The sequence below is a fragment of the Cutibacterium porci genome, from assembly GCF_009696315.1.
In the GTDB taxonomy this organism is placed as follows: Bacteria; Actinomycetota; Actinomycetes; order Propionibacteriales; family Propionibacteriaceae; genus Cutibacterium; species Cutibacterium porci.
In genome coordinates, this window is record NZ_VUMG01000001.1 from 19153 (window position 1) to 36955 (window position 17803).

Below are 17803 nucleotides of genomic sequence, written 5' to 3' on the forward strand. Positions count from 1 at the left end.
GCGTGCCGCCAAACCGGCATCGGGACAGCCACAGGTCAGCGCACCGACGTGTTAGCGGCCCGCTCGAACTGCGGCCCGAAATGAACCCGGGCAGCAATGTCGGCCAGGATCTCGTCGGAGTCCTCGTCGGTGTCAGCGAAAGCCTCCATGTCAAACTCCCCCACCCCGGCGTCGGCAAACATGTCGCCGTCACCCATGGTTTCGGGATCGTCGTCGGGATCGGGAATGTCCTCACCGAGAAAATCAGCAACATCGCGGGCTATCGGCCAATCATTGGCCTGGGTAGCGTCGGAGAGGAAAGCCTGCACGTTACGGCCCCGCACCCGAACGATGACATAGAACTGGTGGTCGATGGAGACCATGCCCACGGCTCCCGCATCACCAGGCAAACGCCTCAGCTGGGTGATGAGCTCATCAAAGTCGTTGGCGAGCATCGGTTCCATCGGAACTGCCACGCGCTCGCCGTCATCGTTATAGAGGGCGACGACAAGGTCAATCTCGTCCTCGCTGGCGTCTTCGAGGTCGTCATCGTAGTCATCGTCGTCGGCATCCTCATCGCCGTAGTCGTCCTCATCATCGGACAACTCGTCGTAATCGTCGAGCTCGTCATAGTCATCGGCGTCGAAGGGCTTGACGCCATCGTCGGGGACAAACTCGTCATCGTTGAACCGGGACATGACGACCTCCTTGGGGCGGCGAACGTCTCCATCGTTGCAGAGATCGGGCCGGGGAGATAGTCGCATGGCCGATTTACCCATGACATTCTCGTTTTGCCACCACGTTCTCCAGGGTGCAATGCTCCTTCACTCGCCCGATATGCCAAGGTTGGAGTTGTGGAACTCAATGTCATGGATCACCCGCTCGTCTCTCACAAGTTGACCTTGTTGCGCTCGGTAGACACCCCTAGTCCGGTATTCCGCCAGCTCGTCGAAGAACTTGTCACCCTCATGGCTTACGAGGGCACCCGCGAAGTGCGCATCGAACCAACCACCGTCACGACGCCGCTCGCGACCACTGAGGGGGTAGCCCTGGCCCGCCCGAAACCCCTCGTGGTTCCGATTCTGCGCGCCGGTCTGGGAATGCTCGAAGGCATGATGCGCCTCATCCCCTCCGCTGAAGTCGGCTTCGTCGGCATGACCCGCGACGAAGAGACCCTTCAACCAATGACCTACGCCGAGCGCCTTCCCAAGGACCTCTCGGGCCGCCAGTGCTACGTCCTCGACCCGATGCTGGCTACCGGCGGTTCCCTTGGCGGTACCGTCGAGTTTTTGGTTCGTCGCGGCGCCGACCACATCACCTGCCTGTGCATCCTGGCCGCCCCCGAGGGCATCGAGAATTTCCGCAAGCTCGTCAGCGACCTTGACGTCCCCTGTCACCTCATCGTCGCCGGTCTTGACGATCACCTCGACGAGCACGGTTACATCGTCCCAGGTCTCGGCGATGCCGGTGACCGTCTGTACGGCCTGGCAGAGTGACGCCCAGCCCCGTCCGGTTTTGAGCAGCCCCACTAGTAGCGCTCCGCGAGATCGCCGCGCTGGCAAGCCAGGATCCCCCAGCACAAATCCCTCGAGCCGATGGGGCCGCAGCCGCTGCGATGGACCACCTCGGTAACCTCGCAGAGGGAACCTCAGTTCGCCAGTCCCTCAACAACCTCGGCACCGGGCAGACGGACCAAATCGGCCCCACTGACGATGAGCTTGGAACTACGCAACCCTGATCCAATGCACAGCGCCTCAGCTCTGGCCACTCGCGGATCGATCCAGATCGGCCATTCAGCGGGCAGCCCTACCGGGGTAATACCGCCGTATTCCATTCCTGACATGCTTACTGCCTCGTCCATCGGGGCGAAGGACGCCTTGCGGACGTCGAGCTTCTTACGCACGACCTTGTTGACGTCGACCCTTGTCGTCGCCAAAGCCAGGCATGCAACGTACTTCTCGACGTCACCGCGCTTCCCCTTGACGATGACGCAGTTGGCGCACGTCTCAGGGCCCTCACCGAACGCCTCGCACAGCGCATCGGTGTCAGCAATTGCGGGATCAATACTGAAAACGACTGCCGACGGCAACTCGGCGGCTCGACCGGCAACCGTCGCAGCCAGCAGCTCGGGGTGATCGGCAGCAGGCAGGTGTTCTACGGAGTCGTACATATAGCCCACCGTAGCCACGGTCGCCCCGTTGACGAGGCCATCTCTCACACCGCGGACGGATACCGTTAGCTGTGGTTGCTTTCGACGACAAGGAGAACGATGACCGACGACACGACCGCAAACCGCGCCAGCTCTCTGCCGAACGCCAATGATCCCATCCCCACTGACTACGCACGCCGCGCCAAAGGTATGGGCGTCTGCCTCATCAACGGCGGAGCGGCCTTCCGGGTGTGGGCCCCGCACGCTGAAGCCGTCGCCGTCACGGGGGCCTTTGACGACTGGCAAGCCCAGCCAGTGGGCGACAAGAGCGACGCCGAGAAGGTCCGATCAGCACAGTTCCAGCTCATCAGCGAAAACAACGGATACTGGTATGGCCATGCCGCCGGAGCGAAGGTCGGCGATGAGTACCGCTTCGTTCTCGTCAACGGCGAGCAGGTGATTTCTCGGATCGATCCCTACGCCCGCCACGTGACCAGTTCGATCGGCAACGGCATCATCACCGACCCCGACGCGTACGACTGGGAGGGCGACAACTTCACTCCCCCGACGATGAACGAGCTTGTCATCTATGAGATGCACGTCGGTACGTTCTTCGACAAAGATCCCGACGACAGCAAACCCGCAGATCTGACCGACGTCGAGTCTAAAATCGACCACCTCTCCCACCTGGGCGTCAACGCCATCGAACTCATGCCTCTCATGGAGTTTGCCGGCGACTATTCGTGGGGATACAACCCTGCCCACATTTTTGCCGTCGAGAGCGCCTACGGCGGCCCGGAGAAACTACGCGATCTTGTCAAGGCCTGCCACAAGCACGGTCTGGCGGTCATTATCGACGTCGTCTATAACCATTTCGGCCCCTCAGACCTTGACCTGTGGCAGTTCGACGGGTGGAGCGAGAACAACAAGGGCGGAATCTACTTCTACAACGACTGGAGGTCCTCTACCCCGTGGGGTGACACCCGCCCCGACTACGGCCGCGGCGAGGTGCGCGAGTTCATCCGTGACAACGCCATGATGTGGCTGGAAGAGTTCCACGCCGACGGTCTGCGCTACGACATGACGCCGTACATGCGCAGCGTTGACGCGGGCGACATGAACATCCCCGAGGGCTGGAGCCTCACTCGCTGGATCAACACCGAAATCCGCGCGAAGTTCCCCCAGGCGATCACTATCGCTGAAGATCTGCACGGTGAGCCGAAGGTTGTCTCGACCGCCGACGACGGTGCCGCGTTCCACGCCCAGTGGGACAACCACTTCGTCCACCCGATTCGCGCGGCCGTCATCGCAGCCTCTGACGAGGCCCGCGACATGGATGCCGTCCGCGACGCCGTCGAATTCTCGTATGGTGACGCCTTCTCCAGGGTCATCTACACCGAATCCCATGACGAAGTTGCGAATGGTTCAGCCCGCGTGCCACAGGAGGTCAACGACGACGACCCCACCGGCTACTACGCACAGAAACGTTCCACGTTGGGAGCAGCGTTGGTGCTCACCTCGCCAGGGCTGCCGATGATTTTCCAAGGCCAGGAGTTCCTAGAAGGCGAGTGGTTCCGCGATACCGTGCCGCTGCACTGGGATCGAAACGCTCAGTTCAAGGGCATCTTCCGGATGTACCGCGACCTCGTCGCCCTGCGCCTCAACGAGCAGGGCCATACCAAGGGCCTCACCGGCCAGCATGTAGAGACGTTGCATTTGCACCCGGACAATCACGTCTACGCCTTCCACCGGTGGGCTGACGGCGGCCGCCATGACGACGTGGTCGTGGCAGTGAATCTCGGCTCCACGACGTGGGGCGACTACACCGTAGGCATGCCGGCCGCTGGCCGCTGGGTAACGAGGTTCAACTCCGACGCGAAGGTGTATTCGGATGTCTTCGGCGGGGTAGATGTGCCCGAGTGGTTTGACGCCATCGAGGATGACTATGACGGCCATCCCGCCTCAGCTACCCTCGTCTTGCCACCGTATAGCGCCGTTATTATGTCGCGGGCGTAACGGCGTCATCACATCTTAAAAGTCAGACAATATAGCCGGGGAAGTCACAGTAACTTTTCCCGGCAATAAGTCTGACCCTTTAACCAATTTGCACTTGAGACTATTGGGTCCATACTTTCTTGAGTGATTCGCAGCCATGCACGGCAGACGGTGGTCAAAACCACCCAGCCAATCGCAGATCGTGAACCGATCCGAGCCATGAAGCCTGGACTAGCCCTAGCCGCGTTGGGAGTCGTCTTCGGCGATATCGGCACCTCGGTCCTTTACTCTCTTCAAACAGTGTTCTCAATGGAGAACCATGCAGTGCGCCCAACCCACGGTGACGTCATGGGGATTATCTCGATGATCTTCTGGTCGATTTTGCTCGTTGTGTGCGTCAAATACGTCATATTCGTTATGCGTGCTGATAACGATGGCGAAGGTGGCATCCTCGCTCTCATGGCCTTAGTACGTCGACTCATGGCCAGCCACAAGGGCACTGGCGTTACCGCCCTTTTCCTTGGCATCGTCGGGGCCGGCTTATTTTATGGCGATTCCTTCATCACCCCAGCAATCTCCGTCATGAGCTCGGTGGAAGGCCTGACGGTGGCTAACCCGAATGCCGAGAAGATCGTCCTGCCAGCCTCAGTCATCATCCTCACCCTCTTGTTCCTGGTACAAAGACGGGGGACGCAGGCCATCGGCAAGGCCTTCGGGCCAGTCATGGCGATATGGTTTCTCACCTTGGCGGCCTTGGGTATTCCGTGGATCATCCGCCATCCGGTCGTCATCACAGCCTTGTCTCCGCATTGGGCGATCCTGTTCGCCGTCGAACGCCCAGGCATGTCCTTCATCGCGATGGGCGCAGTCGTCTTGACGATCACCGGTGCCGAAGCACTCTATGCCGACATGGGCCACGTTGGGGCGCCGTCGATCCGACTGGCGTGGTTTGGCCTTGTGCTGCCCTGCTTGCTCCTCAACTACCTGGGTCAAGGCGCCATGATTCTGGTGCATCCCGACTGGATCGATAACCCGTTCTTCCGTATGGCCCCCGGCTGGGCAACCATCCCACTGGTGGTCATCGCCACGATAGCCACCGTCATTGCCTCCCAAGCGGTCATCTCCGGGGCGTTCTCAATGAGCTCGGAAGCTGCCCGCCTAGGTTTGCTGCCGCGTCTAGGGGTGCGTCATACCTCGAAGTCCGAGGGAGGCCAGATCTATATTCCGGAAATCAACTGGATCCTTTTCGCCGGTGTGTTAGCCCTCATCCTCATCTTCCAGACGTCGTCGAAGCTGGCTACGGCTTACGGACTAGCCGTCACCGGCACCTTCTTGTTGACGACGACCCTGTTCCTGGTACTGGCTCACCGGGCATGGCATTGGCCGATGTGGGCCCTCATCCTCTTTGGTGTCGTCATCGGAGGCGTCGAGCTGTCGATTTTCTCTGCCAACCTGCTGAAGATCGCCTTCGGCGGCTGGATTCCACTACTGTTTGCGGCTGCCGTCGTCACCATCATGACGACGTGGCGGCGCGGCACCGCCTACATCTCCACGCAGCGGCAAAACGACGAGGGGTCGCTAGACGACTTCCTCGACTGGATGCACGAGGCACAGCCCACTCGCGTCCCTGGCTTGGCCGTGTACCCGCATCCAGGCCGGGCGACAACCCCATTAGCCTTGCTCAACAACCTCAGGTTTAACCATGTGCTACACGAGCACAATGTCATCATCTCGATCGTGGTGGAGAATGTTCCGCACGTGCGCCACGTTAACCGGATTGAGCTGGTAGATCTCGGCAGACCGGCCGACGGCATCATGTACATCGCATGCCACGTCGGATTCGCCGATTCCCAGGACGTCCCAAAGGCGCTAGCCCTAGCCGCAGCCACATGCCCTGTCCTCAAGGACCATCTCGACGAAGCGATCTATTACCTTTCCCTGGTAGACGTCAAGCGCGACGAACCGCGGCAGGGTGCACGCATGGCCGGCTGGCGGAAGATGCTTTACATCGCCATGTCGCGCAACCAAGCCGACCGTACTCGCGTCTTTCGCATACCGCGTACTCGCGCAGTGGTGATGGGCGAGGCCGTCAATTTGTGACGGCGACACCTAGCGTGATTCCCGAGGCCCAACCGTGCTTCGGGAATCACCGTTTCTCGGGGTCCACAAGCTCTAAGAATCGCGCCGCGAAAGCTGTTCCAACGGTGGCAACGTCGACGTCGTAGCGCACCGCCTCTGCTGCTGATACGGCATCTGCCCAGGGCAGGCGCTGGTTCCAGCCCTCCTCGGTGTGACCGATAGTCCAGCCGTCAAAAATGTCAGGGGTGCACTCGGGATGAAACTGAACTCCCCATGCGCGCTCGGCAAAACTCACCGCCTCAACCTGACCAGAGGGATCGCTCGCCAGCAAGACAGCGCCCTCGGGCACGACGACGGCAACGTCATTGTTGAAATGAATCCCGCGATGTCCCTGATAAACCGACAGCAGTGGGTCTTGTTCGCCATCGGGGGTCAGATGCATCTCGGCTGGCCCGAGGCACAAGTGGTCGCAGGTGCAAACCCGTCCTCCTAGCGCAACAGTGGCGAGCTGATGGCCCAGGCAGAAACCGAGAAAAGGCGTGCCCGTCTTCACCGTTCGGGCGATGAGTCTGCGAGTAGGGGCGAGCCATGGAGCCTCAGCGTCGTCGTGACAGCCCATCGAGCCCCCTAAAACCACGAGCGCGTCGGCCTGAGCAACCGGTGGCACCGGCTGAGTCCAGGCGTTGACTTCAATGACCTCTGCCCCGGCCCCGCGCCAAAAATGTCCAAGTCTGCCTGAGCTGCACGAAGGCTCGTGGACGATGACCAAGATCCGCGTCATGGCGAAAACACTACGTACGTTGTGTAACTGCCGTGTGTCGGAATTGTTGCCGGGCACATTTCTGTCGGTCAAAGGCCGGCTGCCGCAAGAAAATGCCGGGCAGGTGAGGGTGGCGTCAATTTTCGTCACGGACTTGTTGGGCGGTGGCGGGGTCGTTGGTGATGACGGTATCGACGCCGAGAGCATAGGCGGCACGCAGCTCATCGGGGAGGTCGAGCGTCCACGCACGTACCGCCAAGCCGGCGTCATGAAACGTCGCGACGTCATCACGATCTACGAGAAGATGCGCCCCCGGATGTACAGCTTGGACGCCAAGGTGCCGGGCGTAGTCCCACGGGTCAACGATGTCATCGGCGTAGAGGATGGCGCGAGCGACGCGATTGTGGGTGCGTTCAGCAACCTCAGCCATGCAGCGGTGATTGAACGAGGAGATGACAATGCGGTCGGCGATGTGGCGACTATTAATGGCGCGAACAACAGCGTCGACGAGGCCCGGATAGCGTTCCACACTGTTCTTGAGCTCAATGTTGAGAGCAAGCGAGGTGGGAACAAGAAGGTCCAGGACCTCGTCGAGGAGGGGAATGCGGGCACGAGGGTGACTCGTGCCGAAGGCAGCATTGAGGCGACGAATATGGTCAATGGTCATGGCGACGATGGGTCCATGACCATCGGTGGTGCGATCAACGGTCTCGTCGTGGCAGACGACAACGTGGCCGTCGCTGGTGAGTTGGACGTCAAGTTCAATACCATCAGCGCCGAGATCGATGGCATTGCGGAAGGCGGGAAGGGTGTTTTCCGGGAAATACCTGCTCGAACCACGGTGGGCCCACACGGTCGTCATGGGGCCATGATGCCACCGGTATTGAGTCGCTCGACGGCATCGGTACGCTGAGTCACATGATTGCGAGCAGTCTCTTCTTGATCTTGTTTGCTCTGGGAACCGTCATTTCGGGCATCGTGTTTGTGATGTCCCTGCTGTCGATTCTCAGGGCAGACCACCTAACGGGGACGGGCAAGACGATCTGGATCGTCATCTGCTTCTGCTTCCCGGTAGTTGGGCCTGTCGTGTGGTTTATCGCCGGTCGGAACGCAGCGCTCAGTTAAACGGCAGATAAGACAAGCCGATAACAACGAAACCCCCGCCATCGTGGCGGGGGTTTCGTTGTTATCACTGTGCGCGCCCGGAGGGATTCGAACCCCCAACCTTCTGATCCGTAGTCAGATGCTCTATCCGTTGAGCCACGGGCGCCTTTCGCTGTGCGCGTTGCTAAACATTACAGCCCTCGGGCTTGCAATGCAAACTCGAATGGATCACCCCCTGAATTTCCGCCAAATACCTGGGTTTCGGGCCATCATGGGGCGGCTCACTTGCCCCAGCCCTAGGAGATCTACCTGACGGCTAACAGCGTCACCATCTAAACGCACAGGCCCGGCACCCCATATGTGAGGCGCCGGGCATCCGGCGGAGGTGGCGGGATTTGAACCCGCGATGGGATTACCTCCCAAACCCGCTTAGCAGGCGGGCGCCATAGACCTGACTAGGCGACACCTCCAAGTGCCGTGTCAGCCTACCCTCTCAACCCCTAACCCTCCAATTCTGAGCGCAGGATTCAGGCACGAAAAAAGCACTACCCTGCCTCCAATACGCTTCTGACAAGGGACGCTTCTGCCATAACGACACAGAACGGACGTCATCACGGGCATAGCCCAGCCAGCCGGTACAGCCTCATGTTGCGGGCAGAGGTTAACATGGAGTCCGCCCTATCGGGACCCACGGAAAGGGATGAGCATGGCTGACGCGTCGTACGGCGCCCATTCGCCGTCTCCACGTCACGCCGCCCAACCGGATTGGATGAACGACCCGGAAGCCAACGAGGACACCCACGTCCTGCGGCGGGCAGATCTTGAGGCAGCCGCCCGACAGCCGACGCCCTATCCGCGTCCACGGCGATCCGCAGCCGAACCCCCCGTGAACACTCCGCAACCCGCCAGGGCGCCGAAATCCCGTCCCACCCCAGCCCGACGAGCTGCCGCCGCTAACGCGTTATCAGCTGGCCGCAGTCACCGCACGCCATCGAGGTGGAACGAGGAGGCCAAACGTAACCATGCTTTCCGCGCCTGTCTGGGATGGACCGTCCTTGGGGCTTTCATCCCCGGCCTAGCCTTGTCTCGCAGCCGCATTCCGCGACGCCGTGTCACCGGACTGACGATCATCGGTCTCATCCTCATCGTGCTGACCATCTCCGTTTTCTTCGTCGTGGCGAATCCTTCAGTTGCAGCATCGGTTGTCGTGCGGCCACGGTTGCTCACCGCTTTGACATGGGGCTTGCCGATTCTTGCCGTCGCCCTCGTGGCGCTGCTGACCTTTTCCCATCTGGACCTCAGGCCTCACGGCATCACCCGCGGACAACGCTGGGGCTCGACCATCCTTGTCACCGCGCTGTGTACCACCGTCGCGACCCCGTTAGCCGTCGCTGGCCGGTACGCCTATGACGAAGCACACATGCTTGGCCAAATCTTCACAGACAAACGCTCCGTCACCCGCCCGTCCATCAACTACAACCAGGACGTCAAGGCGATTTGGGCGTCCAAACCGCGAGTCAACGTCCTGCTCGTCGGAGCTGACGACACCAAGGCTCGCAATTATCGTGCCGACAACACCATGAACACTGACACGATCATGGTGGCGTCGATCAACACCGCTAACGGTGACACGTCGATCTTCCAACTCCCCCGCAACACTGCGAGGATGCCATTTCCACCGGACTCGCCACTACATGCCATATTTCCTAACGGGTTCGTCAGCGAAGACGGCGACGGTGACAATGCCAACTACATGGCGAATGAAATCTGGTCAACGGTGTCAGCTCACTACGCCGACCGCATGGGAGCAACCGACTCTCCCGGAGCCGATGCCCTGAAACTGGCCACCGGGGAGGCCTTCGGTCTCAAGATCGACTACTTCGTCATGCTCGACATCGACGGTCTACAGAAACTCATTGACGCCCTTGGCGGAGTGTCGGTAAACATCAACGAGCGTCTACCCATCGCTGGCAACACCGAAGGCAAGAAACCTGACGGTTACCTCGAAGTTGGCCCTAACCAGCACCTCGACGGCTACCACGCTATGTGGTATGCCCGCTCGCGTTCGGAGAGCACCGACTATGACCGCATGGGCCGTCAATCCTGCCTTATGAAGGCTGTTCTCGATCAAACGAGCCCGCAGACTGTGCTGACCCGATTTGAATCGATCGCCGACGCGTCCGGACAGATGGTGGTCTCTGACATCCCTCAGGGAATGCTGCCAGCTTTCGTCGACCTCGCCATCAACATGCGCGACGCCAACATTAACCGTGTCGTTTTCACCAATGGCCAGCATGATTTTGTCTCGTCCCATCCGGATTACGGTCTCGTCCGCAAGCAAGTACAAGCCGCTATCCATGGCGTCTCTCAAGCAAAGAACAAGAACAAGCCAGTGACCGGGTCCTCGGCTAGCAAGGCCACCAAATCCACCACGCCGAAACCCCGCACGTCAAAGGCGCCCACACGCACGACTCCACGCACTTCACCTAGCAGCCACGACGTCTCGCAGTCAGTGACTGACGCCTGCGCTTACAACCCGCAGCAGCCCTGACGCCCTACCGCGTGCGAGGTGACGCGGCTCATTTCTGCGGGTCAGTGTTGCGGAGGTGCGGTACTCGCCCGAACGACCAGAGGAGCCGGTACCATCACCGACGTCTTCGGGGCACCCTGCAATTGGGCCAGGAGTTCTTCGACGAGACGTTGACCGATCGCCGCGAAGTCCTGCCGCACCGTCGACAACGTCGGCCACACTGCATCGCCAAGGACGTCATCAAAGCCAACCACCGATATGTCGTCGGGAACTCTGATACCCATGTCGAGCAGGCCAATGATGACCCCTGCTGCCATTTCGTCGTTGCTGGCGAGCACAGCGGTCGCCCCGGTGGTCTTGAGGTAACGCGCCGCATCGCGTCCTGACGAGGCCGTCCAACCCCCTGTAATGACATCGGGGATCTCGCAGTTGTTAGCCTCCAAGCATTCTTGCCACGCCTGACGGCGCACGGCAGCTTGATGCGAGTAGTCCGGGCCGCTGATGAGGTGGACAGTGCGGTGCCCCAATGCCAAGAGATAGTTGACGGCAGCACTCACGCCAGCAGCCTGGTCGCACCCAACAGTCGAGAAACGGCGGCACGGAGGGCCAGCCACCACGACTGGAGCCCCGGGCGGCACCTCAAGTTCCTCGGGATGGCTCAGTTCAAGCCCCTCAACGATGAAACCGTCGACCCGTCCTACCATTCGCTTCATCGCGTGCCGGTATGCCGTGACGAGGTCATCAGTGGGTTCAAGGCAATCAAGGACGACGGCGAACTCGCTGCGTCGGGTTGCTTCAACAATGGCTTGGACCGTCCGCAACTCTCCAGTACGCGAAAGGTCTGTAACAAGGACGCCGACGGCACCCATGCGCCCCAAGCGCAAACTCCGAGCCGCCACGTTGGGTGAATAACCGACGTCGGCCATCGCCTTAAGGACCTTGTCAACGGTTTTCTTGCGCACGGCGTCGGAATTGTTGACGACCCGCGAGACGGTCTGTTGGGACACCCCAGCCGCCGCGGCGACGTCACCCATCGAAGGCCGCGAAGACCCTCGACGCTGCTGGTCGGTCATAAGCTACATCCTCTACACAAGCACGTCAGCAACCCGCATCCGACTGCGGGCATCGTCCGCCGTTTACGTGCGGCGAATCCTGCCCCACATCATTGCACCCGTAAGGCGGCTGGACCGGGGGTAACGACGTAGAAGTCGGGGTGGGAGAAGCTGGCATCACGGAAGGTGTCCGCGATCTGCGTGGCAACCTTGTTGCGAACGTCGCGATCAACCAACGCGATGGCACAACCGCCGAATCCGCCACCGGTCATCCGCGCACCGAGAGCACCGGCAGTTCGGGCCGCGTCGACGGCAGCGTCCAGCTCGGGGCAGGTGACTTCGTAGTCGTCACGTAGCGAGTCATGGGACGCGTTCATGAGGGGTCCTACGTCGCGGATACGACCGTCGTCGAGGAGTTTGACGAATTCGGTGACACGATCATTCTCAGTGACGACGTGACGGACGCGACGCGCCATCTCGTCGTCATCGAGAGCAGCCAGGGCAGCCCCCAAGTCGGCAACCTCACGCAAACTACCGACGCCCAGGATGCGAGAAGCGTCCTCGCAAGATCGGCGGCGCGCCTCGTACTGGCCGTCAACCAGACGGTGAGGGGCTCGGGTGTCAATGACAAGCAGCTCCAAACCCGCGCCATCAAGGTTGAAGGGGACTTGACGGGCCGACCAGTCGTCACAGTCGAGGAGGAGGGCATGGCCTTCGGTCGTGCGCAGCGAGGCGGTCTGGTCCAGTCCACCGGTCGGGGCCTTGGCAACCTCGTTCTCAGCGGCACGTGCAACATTGACAAGGTTAGTACGGTCGGCATCGGCGAGGCCGAGGTCGTAGAGGCCAGCGAGGGCAAGGCCGACGCCACATTCGACGGCTGCCGACGACGACAGCCCAGCGCCGAGCGGCACGCAGGTGACCAGCGCAGCTTCGAATCCTCCTACCTCATAACCAGCCTGACGCAGCGCCCACGCAACGCCCCCGGTGTAGGCCTTCCACCCCGTCACCGATCCGGGAGCGATGTCGTCAATGGCTCCCTGCCAGGTCACGACGCTGCCGTCAAGCTGGGAGACGAGGGTGACGCGGTCATCCTCGCGGCGTCGAGCAGCAACATAGGTGCGATGAGGAAGGGCAATGGGCAAACAAAAACCGTTGTTGTAATCCGTGTGCTCGCCGATGATGTTGACACGCCCAGGGGCCGCCCAGACGCCGTCGGGGCTGCCCCCAATGTGCTCGGCGAAGAGGTGACGTGCGCGCGTGGCACCTTCCTCAGCTGACCAGGCTGTACGAATCGTGGGGGTCTGGTGTTCTGCCGCCATGTCGTGGGGTATCTGCGACATTAATGGCTCCTTTGCCGGTCGAAATCCCTTGTCAACAGAGCTGAGCGTACGACGAAGGCTGCGACGACGTCAGCGCAATGCCAGCTTCGCTCACTCAAAATGTTTACGTACTCAAAACTAGCGGGTGCGGGTGAGTTAACGCCACACCGGGGGTCTATGGTTCCCCACGGGGCGACGCCAACGAGGCCGTTCCTTCCCCGTACCAACCGAAAGGACATCCCCACATAATGCCGTTGGAGACACTCATCAATGCAGGGTTCGTTGATTATCTGATCCTGCTCATCTATTTCGTGTTCGTGCTCGGAATCGGGCTGGCCGCCAGACACCAGGTATCCGACTCTCTCGACTTCTTCTTGTCCGGTCGGAGCCTACCGGGATGGGTGACAGGGCTGGCATTCGTGTCAGCGAACCTTGGCGCAGTCGAGATCATGGGCATGTCAGCCAATGGCGCCCAGATCGGTATTCCGACAGTCCATTACTTCTGGATCGGCGCTATCCCCGCGATGGTGTTCCTCGGCATCGTCATGATGCCCTTCTACTACGGCTCTGGCGTGCGCTCAGTGCCAGAGTTCATGCTCAAACGGTTTGGTCCGGCGGCGCATTTAGTCAATGCGATCTCTTTTGCGCTGGCCCAGCTACTTATCGCCGGTATCAACCTGTACCTTCTTGGAACGATCGTCCATGCTTTGTTGGGATGGCCATTGTGGGTCGCCCTCATCGTCGCGGCGGTCATCGTGCTCGCTTACATCAGTCTTGGTGGCTTGTCGGCAGCCATTTACAACGAGGTGCTGCAGTTTTTCGTCATCGTCGCTTCTCTCTTGCCCCTTGTCATTATTGGTTTGCACCGAGTTGGCGGCTGGAGCGGCCTCAAGGCCAAGATCACCGCTGCCGCTGACGCTCATCCCGACGTCGTGACGCCCGCTGCCCAGCAGCTTCATTCCTGGCCCGGCCAAGCACTATCCGGGTTCAGCAATCCGGTGATGTCTGTCATTGGCATCACGCTCGGCCTCGGATTCGTGCTGTCCTTCGGCTATTGGACGACAAATTTCGTCGAGGTACAGCGAGCAATGGCATCTGATTCGCTGTCATCTGCGCGCAAGACGCCCATTATCGGCGCTTTCCCGAAGATGCTCGTGCCTTTCCTGACGGTTTTGCCAGGCATGCTCGCAGCGGTGCTCGTCCCCGAGATCGCCCGTATGAAGGCTGGCGAGAAGGTTGCCGGCGGCGCATCAGGCGGCTTCGTCCAATACAACGACTCCGTGCTGTTCCTCATCCGAAGCCTGTTACCTACTGGACTGACGGGCGTGGCAATAACGGGTCTACTGGCTGCATTTATGGCTGGCATGGCGGCGAATATTTCGGCATTCAATACCGTCTTCAGCGTGGACATCTGGCAGCACTACGTCGTCAAAGACAAGTCCGACGACTACTACGTCAAGGTGGGACGCATCGCCACAGTTATCGCAACCGTCATTGCCATCGGAACGGCGTTTATGGCGTCAGGGTTCTCCAACATCATGGACTACTTGCAGACGTTGTTTGGGTTCTTCAACGCCCCGCTCTTTGCGACGTTCATCCTTGGAATGTTCTGGAAGCGGTCAACCCCTCATGCTGGTTGGTCGGGCCTCGTCGTCGGCACTCTGAGCGCTGTGACAGTGTGGGTTATGAGCCTGACGGGAGTGTTTACCTTGCCAGGTCAAGGCACGGCGTTCCTTGCTGCCACGGTAGGGTTTGTCGCCGACATCATCGTCAGCATCGTGGTGTCGCTGTTCACCGAGCCCAAGCCCGCCGAGGAACTGGTCAGGCTGGTGTACTCGGAAACCCCAAAGGAGCACCTCGTCGATCCGCAAGAGAAGAGTCTGCCGTGGTACCGCCGCACGGTTCCGCTCGGCATGACCGTGTTAGCCATCACCGTCGTTCTCAACATCGTCTTCTGAGGAGCTTGCCATGTCGAACGCAACTGCCACCTCTCGCCGTCGTGTCGCTCGCGCGATGGACATTCGGACTGTCATTGGTGGATTACTCGGACTTTACGGGATTATTTTGACGATCACTGGGCTGGTCAAGGGTTCTGACGCTCACGCCGACCTATGGTCGGGAATATGCCTGCTCGCCGCAGGAACAGTGTTCCTGGTGTGGGTGAAGCTTCGCCCGGTCAAAGTACCGGAGGCTAAGGATGCCGACGGGTCTGCTGCAGGGGATCGCACGACGACGGCCTGAACCTTCCGGTATTAATTGCTAGCTAAGGCTAGCGGTACATTTCAAGGCAGTGGTGTTCCGAGGATGCTTCGGAACACCACTGTGTTATGTAGCCCAGTTATGTAACCATTGACTCAGATGTCTTGACGATACCCGCGTGACTTGTCGAGGCGATGTGCGACATCGACGGCGAGGTCATCCATCTCTTGGGGGTCCCCCATTCCGGGACGGACGATATGTGTACGCCCAACCCGGCCGTGGTAAAGGGTGAGACGGGATCGTGACTCGGTGAGCGCAGCCTTCGTGACCTTGCTCCAGCTCCCGCGACGGTCTTGTCCGGCACCGTGGATGTGGTAGCCCTCGTCGTCTAAATCAACATAGAGCTTCATGTGAGCCATCGACCATGCCGCCGTGACGGCCAGGGCAATACCGCAAGCGAAAACAGCGATAAAGAGAATGGTCACCAGCTCATGCCAGCCCTTAGCGATGCTGACGATCATGAGGACAGCGCCGACGATGGACAAGATGCCAGCAATGATAAAGCCACGAATAGGGGGCTCCGGAGACATGACATGCCTGGTCGTGCCGGGTGGAAGATCCGTCACGTCCGTCCTGGGCATCCCAATCTCCCATCACTGCTAAGCCGATATATGAAGGGCCTGACCCTCAGATATCGCACCTGGGAGCCAGGCTCCGTGGCGGCGAGAGTGGGATTCGAACCCACGGAGGTTTCCCTCGGCCGCTTTCAAGGCGGCTGCACTCGTCCACTATGCGATCTCGCCAACCGGGCACGACCCGGTGATCACATCTTAGCCATGATTTGCCGATCATATTCACTCACCCAGAGACATGCTCATACATCAGCGTTGTCATCCTCGGGCGCGGGTAGCAGCGCCTTCGGAGCTCAGGCGGCCGACCTCATCGCCCTCCAGACGCTGTGAGTACGCCAATGAGTTCGTTGACCTTCAACGGTTTAGACGACGATCGCTTCGCGACGATTACACCTGACTGGTCCCCTGACCGCCATCCCACGTGCCATACCTCAGTCATGCGCAGGGTGTAATTTCCCGGATGCTGATAAATGTAACCACAATCTGGAGACTGCGCCCGAGGATCGGCGTTTTCTGGGCGTGGAGTTGAGTGTGCACAATGGATGGTTTTCTCTCCGGTGTCATAAATTGTCTCAACTCGTTCAGCATCTAGGGATACGGTAATTCCGTGCGATGATTCACTAGCGGTGTGACGTTCTGCCCCTGCATTGTGAAACCACAACGGCTGCCCCACCGCAGTGATGCCCCATTTGTTAGCGGAAGGCCTCGGCTCAATATCGACGACTGGCTTAGCGAGATGAATATTCGTCGCAAGATTGATCGACCATTCTCGGACTTCTTCTCGAGTCGGCACGTGAGGCTTAGCAGGAGATGGAGATGACGCCGACCGGTGAAGCTTTGATTCCTTAGAGCGAGGGTTAAGCCCAGGCAAGTAAGGAATTTTAGACATAGACAAAATGGAGGAATCAATATAGGCATCACTTCCCCATCGCCTTACCGGTTCGGACGGCCCAGGATGAGCAGGGGATCGACGACTTCCCGCGTGCGGACTGCGGCGCTTGCGATGGGAACCGTCGAATCCCGGCGTGCCATGCTTAGCCCCTCCGCCAATTTTGATCCCGGGTTTACGGTGAGAACCACGCAAATGTTTCTCAATGCTTATGACGCCACTCTCCTCGTTATCAACGACTCCCCTGGACCGAGAACTCCCATCTGCTTGCGGAAATCCGATCCCTTGAACGGCAACTAACACCGCCACCGCGAGCGTCAAGATTCGCATTTGCTAACCCTTTCCGAGAGTCCATCTACGATCACCATCCGACCAGCAACGTGGTCAAGAAACACTTCGTTGTGCTTAATAATTCCACGTGAAACTACATTACCTTCAGAGTCAATAAACTCCCACCCCCTTTGGTCAACACACGAATTGATGGCAATTTCATGCCCCTCGCGATCCGCACGACGACCAATGTTAACAAAGCCGTATCCCGCAGATTCAGGGCGTACTATATGGCCGCGCTCTTTTACCTTCTCGTAGTATTCTGAAATCATCTCTTGCCATACTCCGCCAACCACGCTTTCTAAGCCTAGTGGAAGATTCTTACCCCCGCCTTCTTGCTCAAACAATAAGGTTTGTTCCAGATACGTCTCATATACCTGCTTCGCCTCTAAAAACAACGCGTCCTGCTTCGTCCCAGGGACTGGGGTTGCCGAAACCTTGACAACCTTTGGCGTCTGCGCACTGGGCGGCGGCGTCGACCTGTGTGTCGAAGTCGCCCTCGCAACCGGAGTTATCCCTCCTGTCGCGTCAGAAGAATTTCCGGAAGTTCCACATGCCGCCACCCCTAAACCAGCCACGACAAGGGATGCCACCATCGCAACGCGCCGACGACAGCGTCTTGCGCCTTTACCATTCATCACCATGGCGACAATCCTGAGGGTGCGCGAAACTCATGAGAAGCCTCAGATCCAAAATCTGTGGATAAGTCCCAAGATCTGTGGACACTCCCCGTCCCTCCACGTGAAATCTTGAGGCTACGGCGTGGGGCCTTACATCTCAGACAGC

The 17803-nt window shown here is 59.6% G+C and carries 16 protein-coding genes and 3 tRNA genes; 7 read left to right on the top strand and 12 right to left on the bottom strand.

What is annotated here, in order from left to right; genetic code table 11:
- Positions 1-35: 35 nt before the first annotated feature.
- Positions 36-677 carry a tRNA adenosine deaminase-associated protein gene (locus tag FYJ43_RS00090; RefSeq protein WP_154560917.1) on the bottom strand — a complete coding sequence of 214 codons (642 nt, stop codon included), beginning with the start codon at positions 675-677 and terminating at the stop codon, positions 36-38.
- Positions 678-848: 171 nt separating this feature from the next.
- On the opposite strand from FYJ43_RS00090, the gene upp reads away from it, so the two are divergent.
- Positions 849-1475 carry a uracil phosphoribosyltransferase gene (gene upp / locus FYJ43_RS00095; RefSeq protein ID WP_154561993.1) on the top strand — a complete coding sequence of 209 codons (627 nt, stop codon included), beginning with the start codon at positions 849-851 and terminating at the stop codon, positions 1473-1475.
- Between the two features lie 152 nt (positions 1476-1627).
- On the opposite strand, the gene FYJ43_RS00100 is transcribed toward upp, so the two are convergent.
- Complete coding sequence (locus FYJ43_RS00100; protein WP_326833193.1) at positions 1628-2197, bottom strand: YbaK/EbsC family protein; 570 nt, start codon at positions 2195-2197, stop codon at positions 1628-1630.
- A 51-nt stretch (positions 2198-2248) separates the two neighbouring features.
- Here FYJ43_RS00100 and FYJ43_RS00105 point away from each other — a divergent pair, with 51 nt between their 5' ends.
- Positions 2249-4144, top strand: coding sequence for an alpha-amylase family glycosyl hydrolase (locus FYJ43_RS00105; protein WP_154560921.1), 1896 nt, complete (start codon positions 2249-2251; stop codon positions 4142-4144).
- Between the two features lie 198 nt (positions 4145-4342).
- Positions 4343-6223, top strand: coding sequence for a potassium transporter Kup (locus FYJ43_RS00110; protein ID WP_154561995.1), 1881 nt, complete (start codon positions 4343-4345; stop codon positions 6221-6223).
- 46 nt (positions 6224-6269) lie between these two features.
- On the opposite strand, the gene FYJ43_RS00115 is transcribed toward FYJ43_RS00110, so the two are convergent.
- Positions 6270-6983 carry a type 1 glutamine amidotransferase gene (locus FYJ43_RS00115; RefSeq protein WP_154560923.1) on the bottom strand — a complete coding sequence of 238 codons (714 nt, stop codon included), beginning with the start codon at positions 6981-6983 and terminating at the stop codon, positions 6270-6272.
- A 115-nt stretch (positions 6984-7098) separates the two neighbouring features.
- Positions 7099-7824 carry a glycerophosphodiester phosphodiesterase gene (locus tag FYJ43_RS00120; protein WP_154560925.1) on the bottom strand — a complete coding sequence of 242 codons (726 nt, stop codon included), beginning with the start codon at positions 7822-7824 and terminating at the stop codon, positions 7099-7101.
- A 56-nt stretch (positions 7825-7880) separates the two neighbouring features.
- Between FYJ43_RS00120 and FYJ43_RS00125 the strand changes: the two genes are divergently transcribed.
- Positions 7881-8087, top strand: a complete 207-nt coding sequence (locus FYJ43_RS00125) for a PLDc N-terminal domain-containing protein (RefSeq protein ID WP_154560927.1) — start codon at positions 7881-7883, stop codon at positions 8085-8087.
- A 72-nt stretch (positions 8088-8159) separates the two neighbouring features.
- On the opposite strand, the gene FYJ43_RS00130 is transcribed toward FYJ43_RS00125, so the two are convergent.
- Positions 8160-8232, bottom strand: a tRNA-Arg gene (locus tag FYJ43_RS00130).
- 214 nt (positions 8233-8446) lie between these two features.
- Positions 8447-8536 (bottom strand) — tRNA-Ser (locus FYJ43_RS00135).
- A 236-nt stretch (positions 8537-8772) separates the two neighbouring features.
- Between FYJ43_RS00135 and FYJ43_RS00140 the strand changes: the two genes are divergently transcribed.
- Entirely contained in the window at positions 8773-10617 is a 1845-nt protein-coding gene (locus tag FYJ43_RS00140; protein ID WP_326833194.1) for an LCP family glycopolymer transferase, read from the top strand.
- Positions 10618-10658: 41 nt separating this feature from the next.
- On the opposite strand, the gene FYJ43_RS00145 is transcribed toward FYJ43_RS00140, so the two are convergent.
- Both FYJ43_RS00145 and galK read right to left on the bottom strand, forming a co-directional pair.
- Positions 10659-11630: a LacI family DNA-binding transcriptional regulator gene (locus FYJ43_RS00145; protein ID WP_154561999.1), complete on the bottom strand. Its 972-nt coding sequence runs from the start codon at positions 11628-11630 to the stop codon at positions 10659-10661.
- Between the two features lie 128 nt (positions 11631-11758).
- Positions 11759-12988: a galactokinase gene (galK, locus tag FYJ43_RS00150; protein ID WP_154560929.1), complete on the bottom strand. Its 1230-nt coding sequence runs from the start codon at positions 12986-12988 to the stop codon at positions 11759-11761.
- A gap of 227 nt (positions 12989-13215) precedes the next feature.
- Between galK and FYJ43_RS00155 the strand changes: the two genes are divergently transcribed.
- Both FYJ43_RS00155 and FYJ43_RS00160 read left to right on the top strand, forming a co-directional pair.
- Entirely contained in the window at positions 13216-14925 is a 1710-nt protein-coding gene (locus FYJ43_RS00155) for a sodium:solute symporter family protein (protein ID WP_154560931.1), read from the top strand.
- Positions 14926-14980: 55 nt separating this feature from the next.
- The gene (locus FYJ43_RS00160) at positions 14981-15208 is read left to right on the top strand and encodes a hypothetical protein (RefSeq protein ID WP_154562001.1); all 228 of its coding nucleotides are present in this window, start codon (positions 14981-14983) and stop codon (positions 15206-15208) included.
- 113 nt (positions 15209-15321) lie between these two features.
- On the opposite strand, the gene FYJ43_RS00165 is transcribed toward FYJ43_RS00160, so the two are convergent.
- The 4 genes from FYJ43_RS00165 to FYJ43_RS00180 all read right to left on the bottom strand — a co-directional run bounded on the left by FYJ43_RS00165 (position 15322) and on the right by FYJ43_RS00180 (position 17661).
- Positions 15322-15813: a hypothetical protein gene (locus tag FYJ43_RS00165; RefSeq protein WP_326833291.1), complete on the bottom strand. Its 492-nt coding sequence runs from the start codon at positions 15811-15813 to the stop codon at positions 15322-15324.
- Positions 15814-15883: 70 nt separating this feature from the next.
- A tRNA-Ser gene (locus tag FYJ43_RS00170) sits at positions 15884-15969 on the bottom strand.
- Positions 15970-16105: 136 nt separating this feature from the next.
- Complete coding sequence (locus FYJ43_RS12125; protein ID WP_326833292.1) at positions 16106-16591, bottom strand: hypothetical protein; 486 nt, start codon at positions 16589-16591, stop codon at positions 16106-16108.
- A 413-nt stretch (positions 16592-17004) separates the two neighbouring features.
- Positions 17005-17661, bottom strand: coding sequence for a hypothetical protein (locus FYJ43_RS00180; protein WP_154560937.1), 657 nt, complete (start codon positions 17659-17661; stop codon positions 17005-17007).
- Positions 17662-17803: the final 142 nt, after the last annotated feature.

Excerpts from the sequence above, each read along its gene's own strand:
- FYJ43_RS00090 (WP_154560917.1), bottom strand. The coding sequence starts at position 677 with ATGTCCCGGTTCAACGATGACGAGTTTGTCCCCGACGATGGCGTCAAG.
- upp (WP_154561993.1), top strand. The coding sequence starts at position 849 with ATGGATCACCCGCTCGTCTCTCACAAGTTGACCTTGTTGCGCTCGGTA.
- FYJ43_RS00105 (WP_154560921.1), top strand. The coding sequence starts at position 2,249 with ATGACCGACGACACGACCGCAAACCGCGCCAGCTCTCTGCCGAACGCC.
- FYJ43_RS00110 (WP_154561995.1), top strand. The coding sequence starts at position 4,343 with ATGAAGCCTGGACTAGCCCTAGCCGCGTTGGGAGTCGTCTTCGGCGAT.
- FYJ43_RS00115 (WP_154560923.1), bottom strand. The coding sequence starts at position 6,983 with ATGACGCGGATCTTGGTCATCGTCCACGAGCCTTCGTGCAGCTCAGGC.
- FYJ43_RS00120 (WP_154560925.1), bottom strand. The coding sequence starts at position 7,824 with ATGACGACCGTGTGGGCCCACCGTGGTTCGAGCAGGTATTTCCCGGAA.
- FYJ43_RS00125 (WP_154560927.1), top strand. The coding sequence starts at position 7,881 with ATGATTGCGAGCAGTCTCTTCTTGATCTTGTTTGCTCTGGGAACCGTC.
- FYJ43_RS00140 (WP_326833194.1), top strand. The coding sequence starts at position 8,773 with ATGGCTGACGCGTCGTACGGCGCCCATTCGCCGTCTCCACGTCACGCC.
- FYJ43_RS00145 (WP_154561999.1), bottom strand. The coding sequence starts at position 11,630 with ATGGGTGACGTCGCCGCGGCGGCTGGGGTGTCCCAACAGACCGTCTCG.
- galK (WP_154560929.1), bottom strand. The coding sequence starts at position 12,988 with ATGTCGCAGATACCCCACGACATGGCGGCAGAACACCAGACCCCCACG.
- FYJ43_RS00155 (WP_154560931.1), top strand. The coding sequence starts at position 13,216 with ATGCCGTTGGAGACACTCATCAATGCAGGGTTCGTTGATTATCTGATC.
- FYJ43_RS00160 (WP_154562001.1), top strand. The coding sequence starts at position 14,981 with ATGGACATTCGGACTGTCATTGGTGGATTACTCGGACTTTACGGGATT.
- FYJ43_RS00180 (WP_154560937.1), bottom strand. The coding sequence starts at position 17,661 with ATGGTGATGAATGGTAAAGGCGCAAGACGCTGTCGTCGGCGCGTTGCG.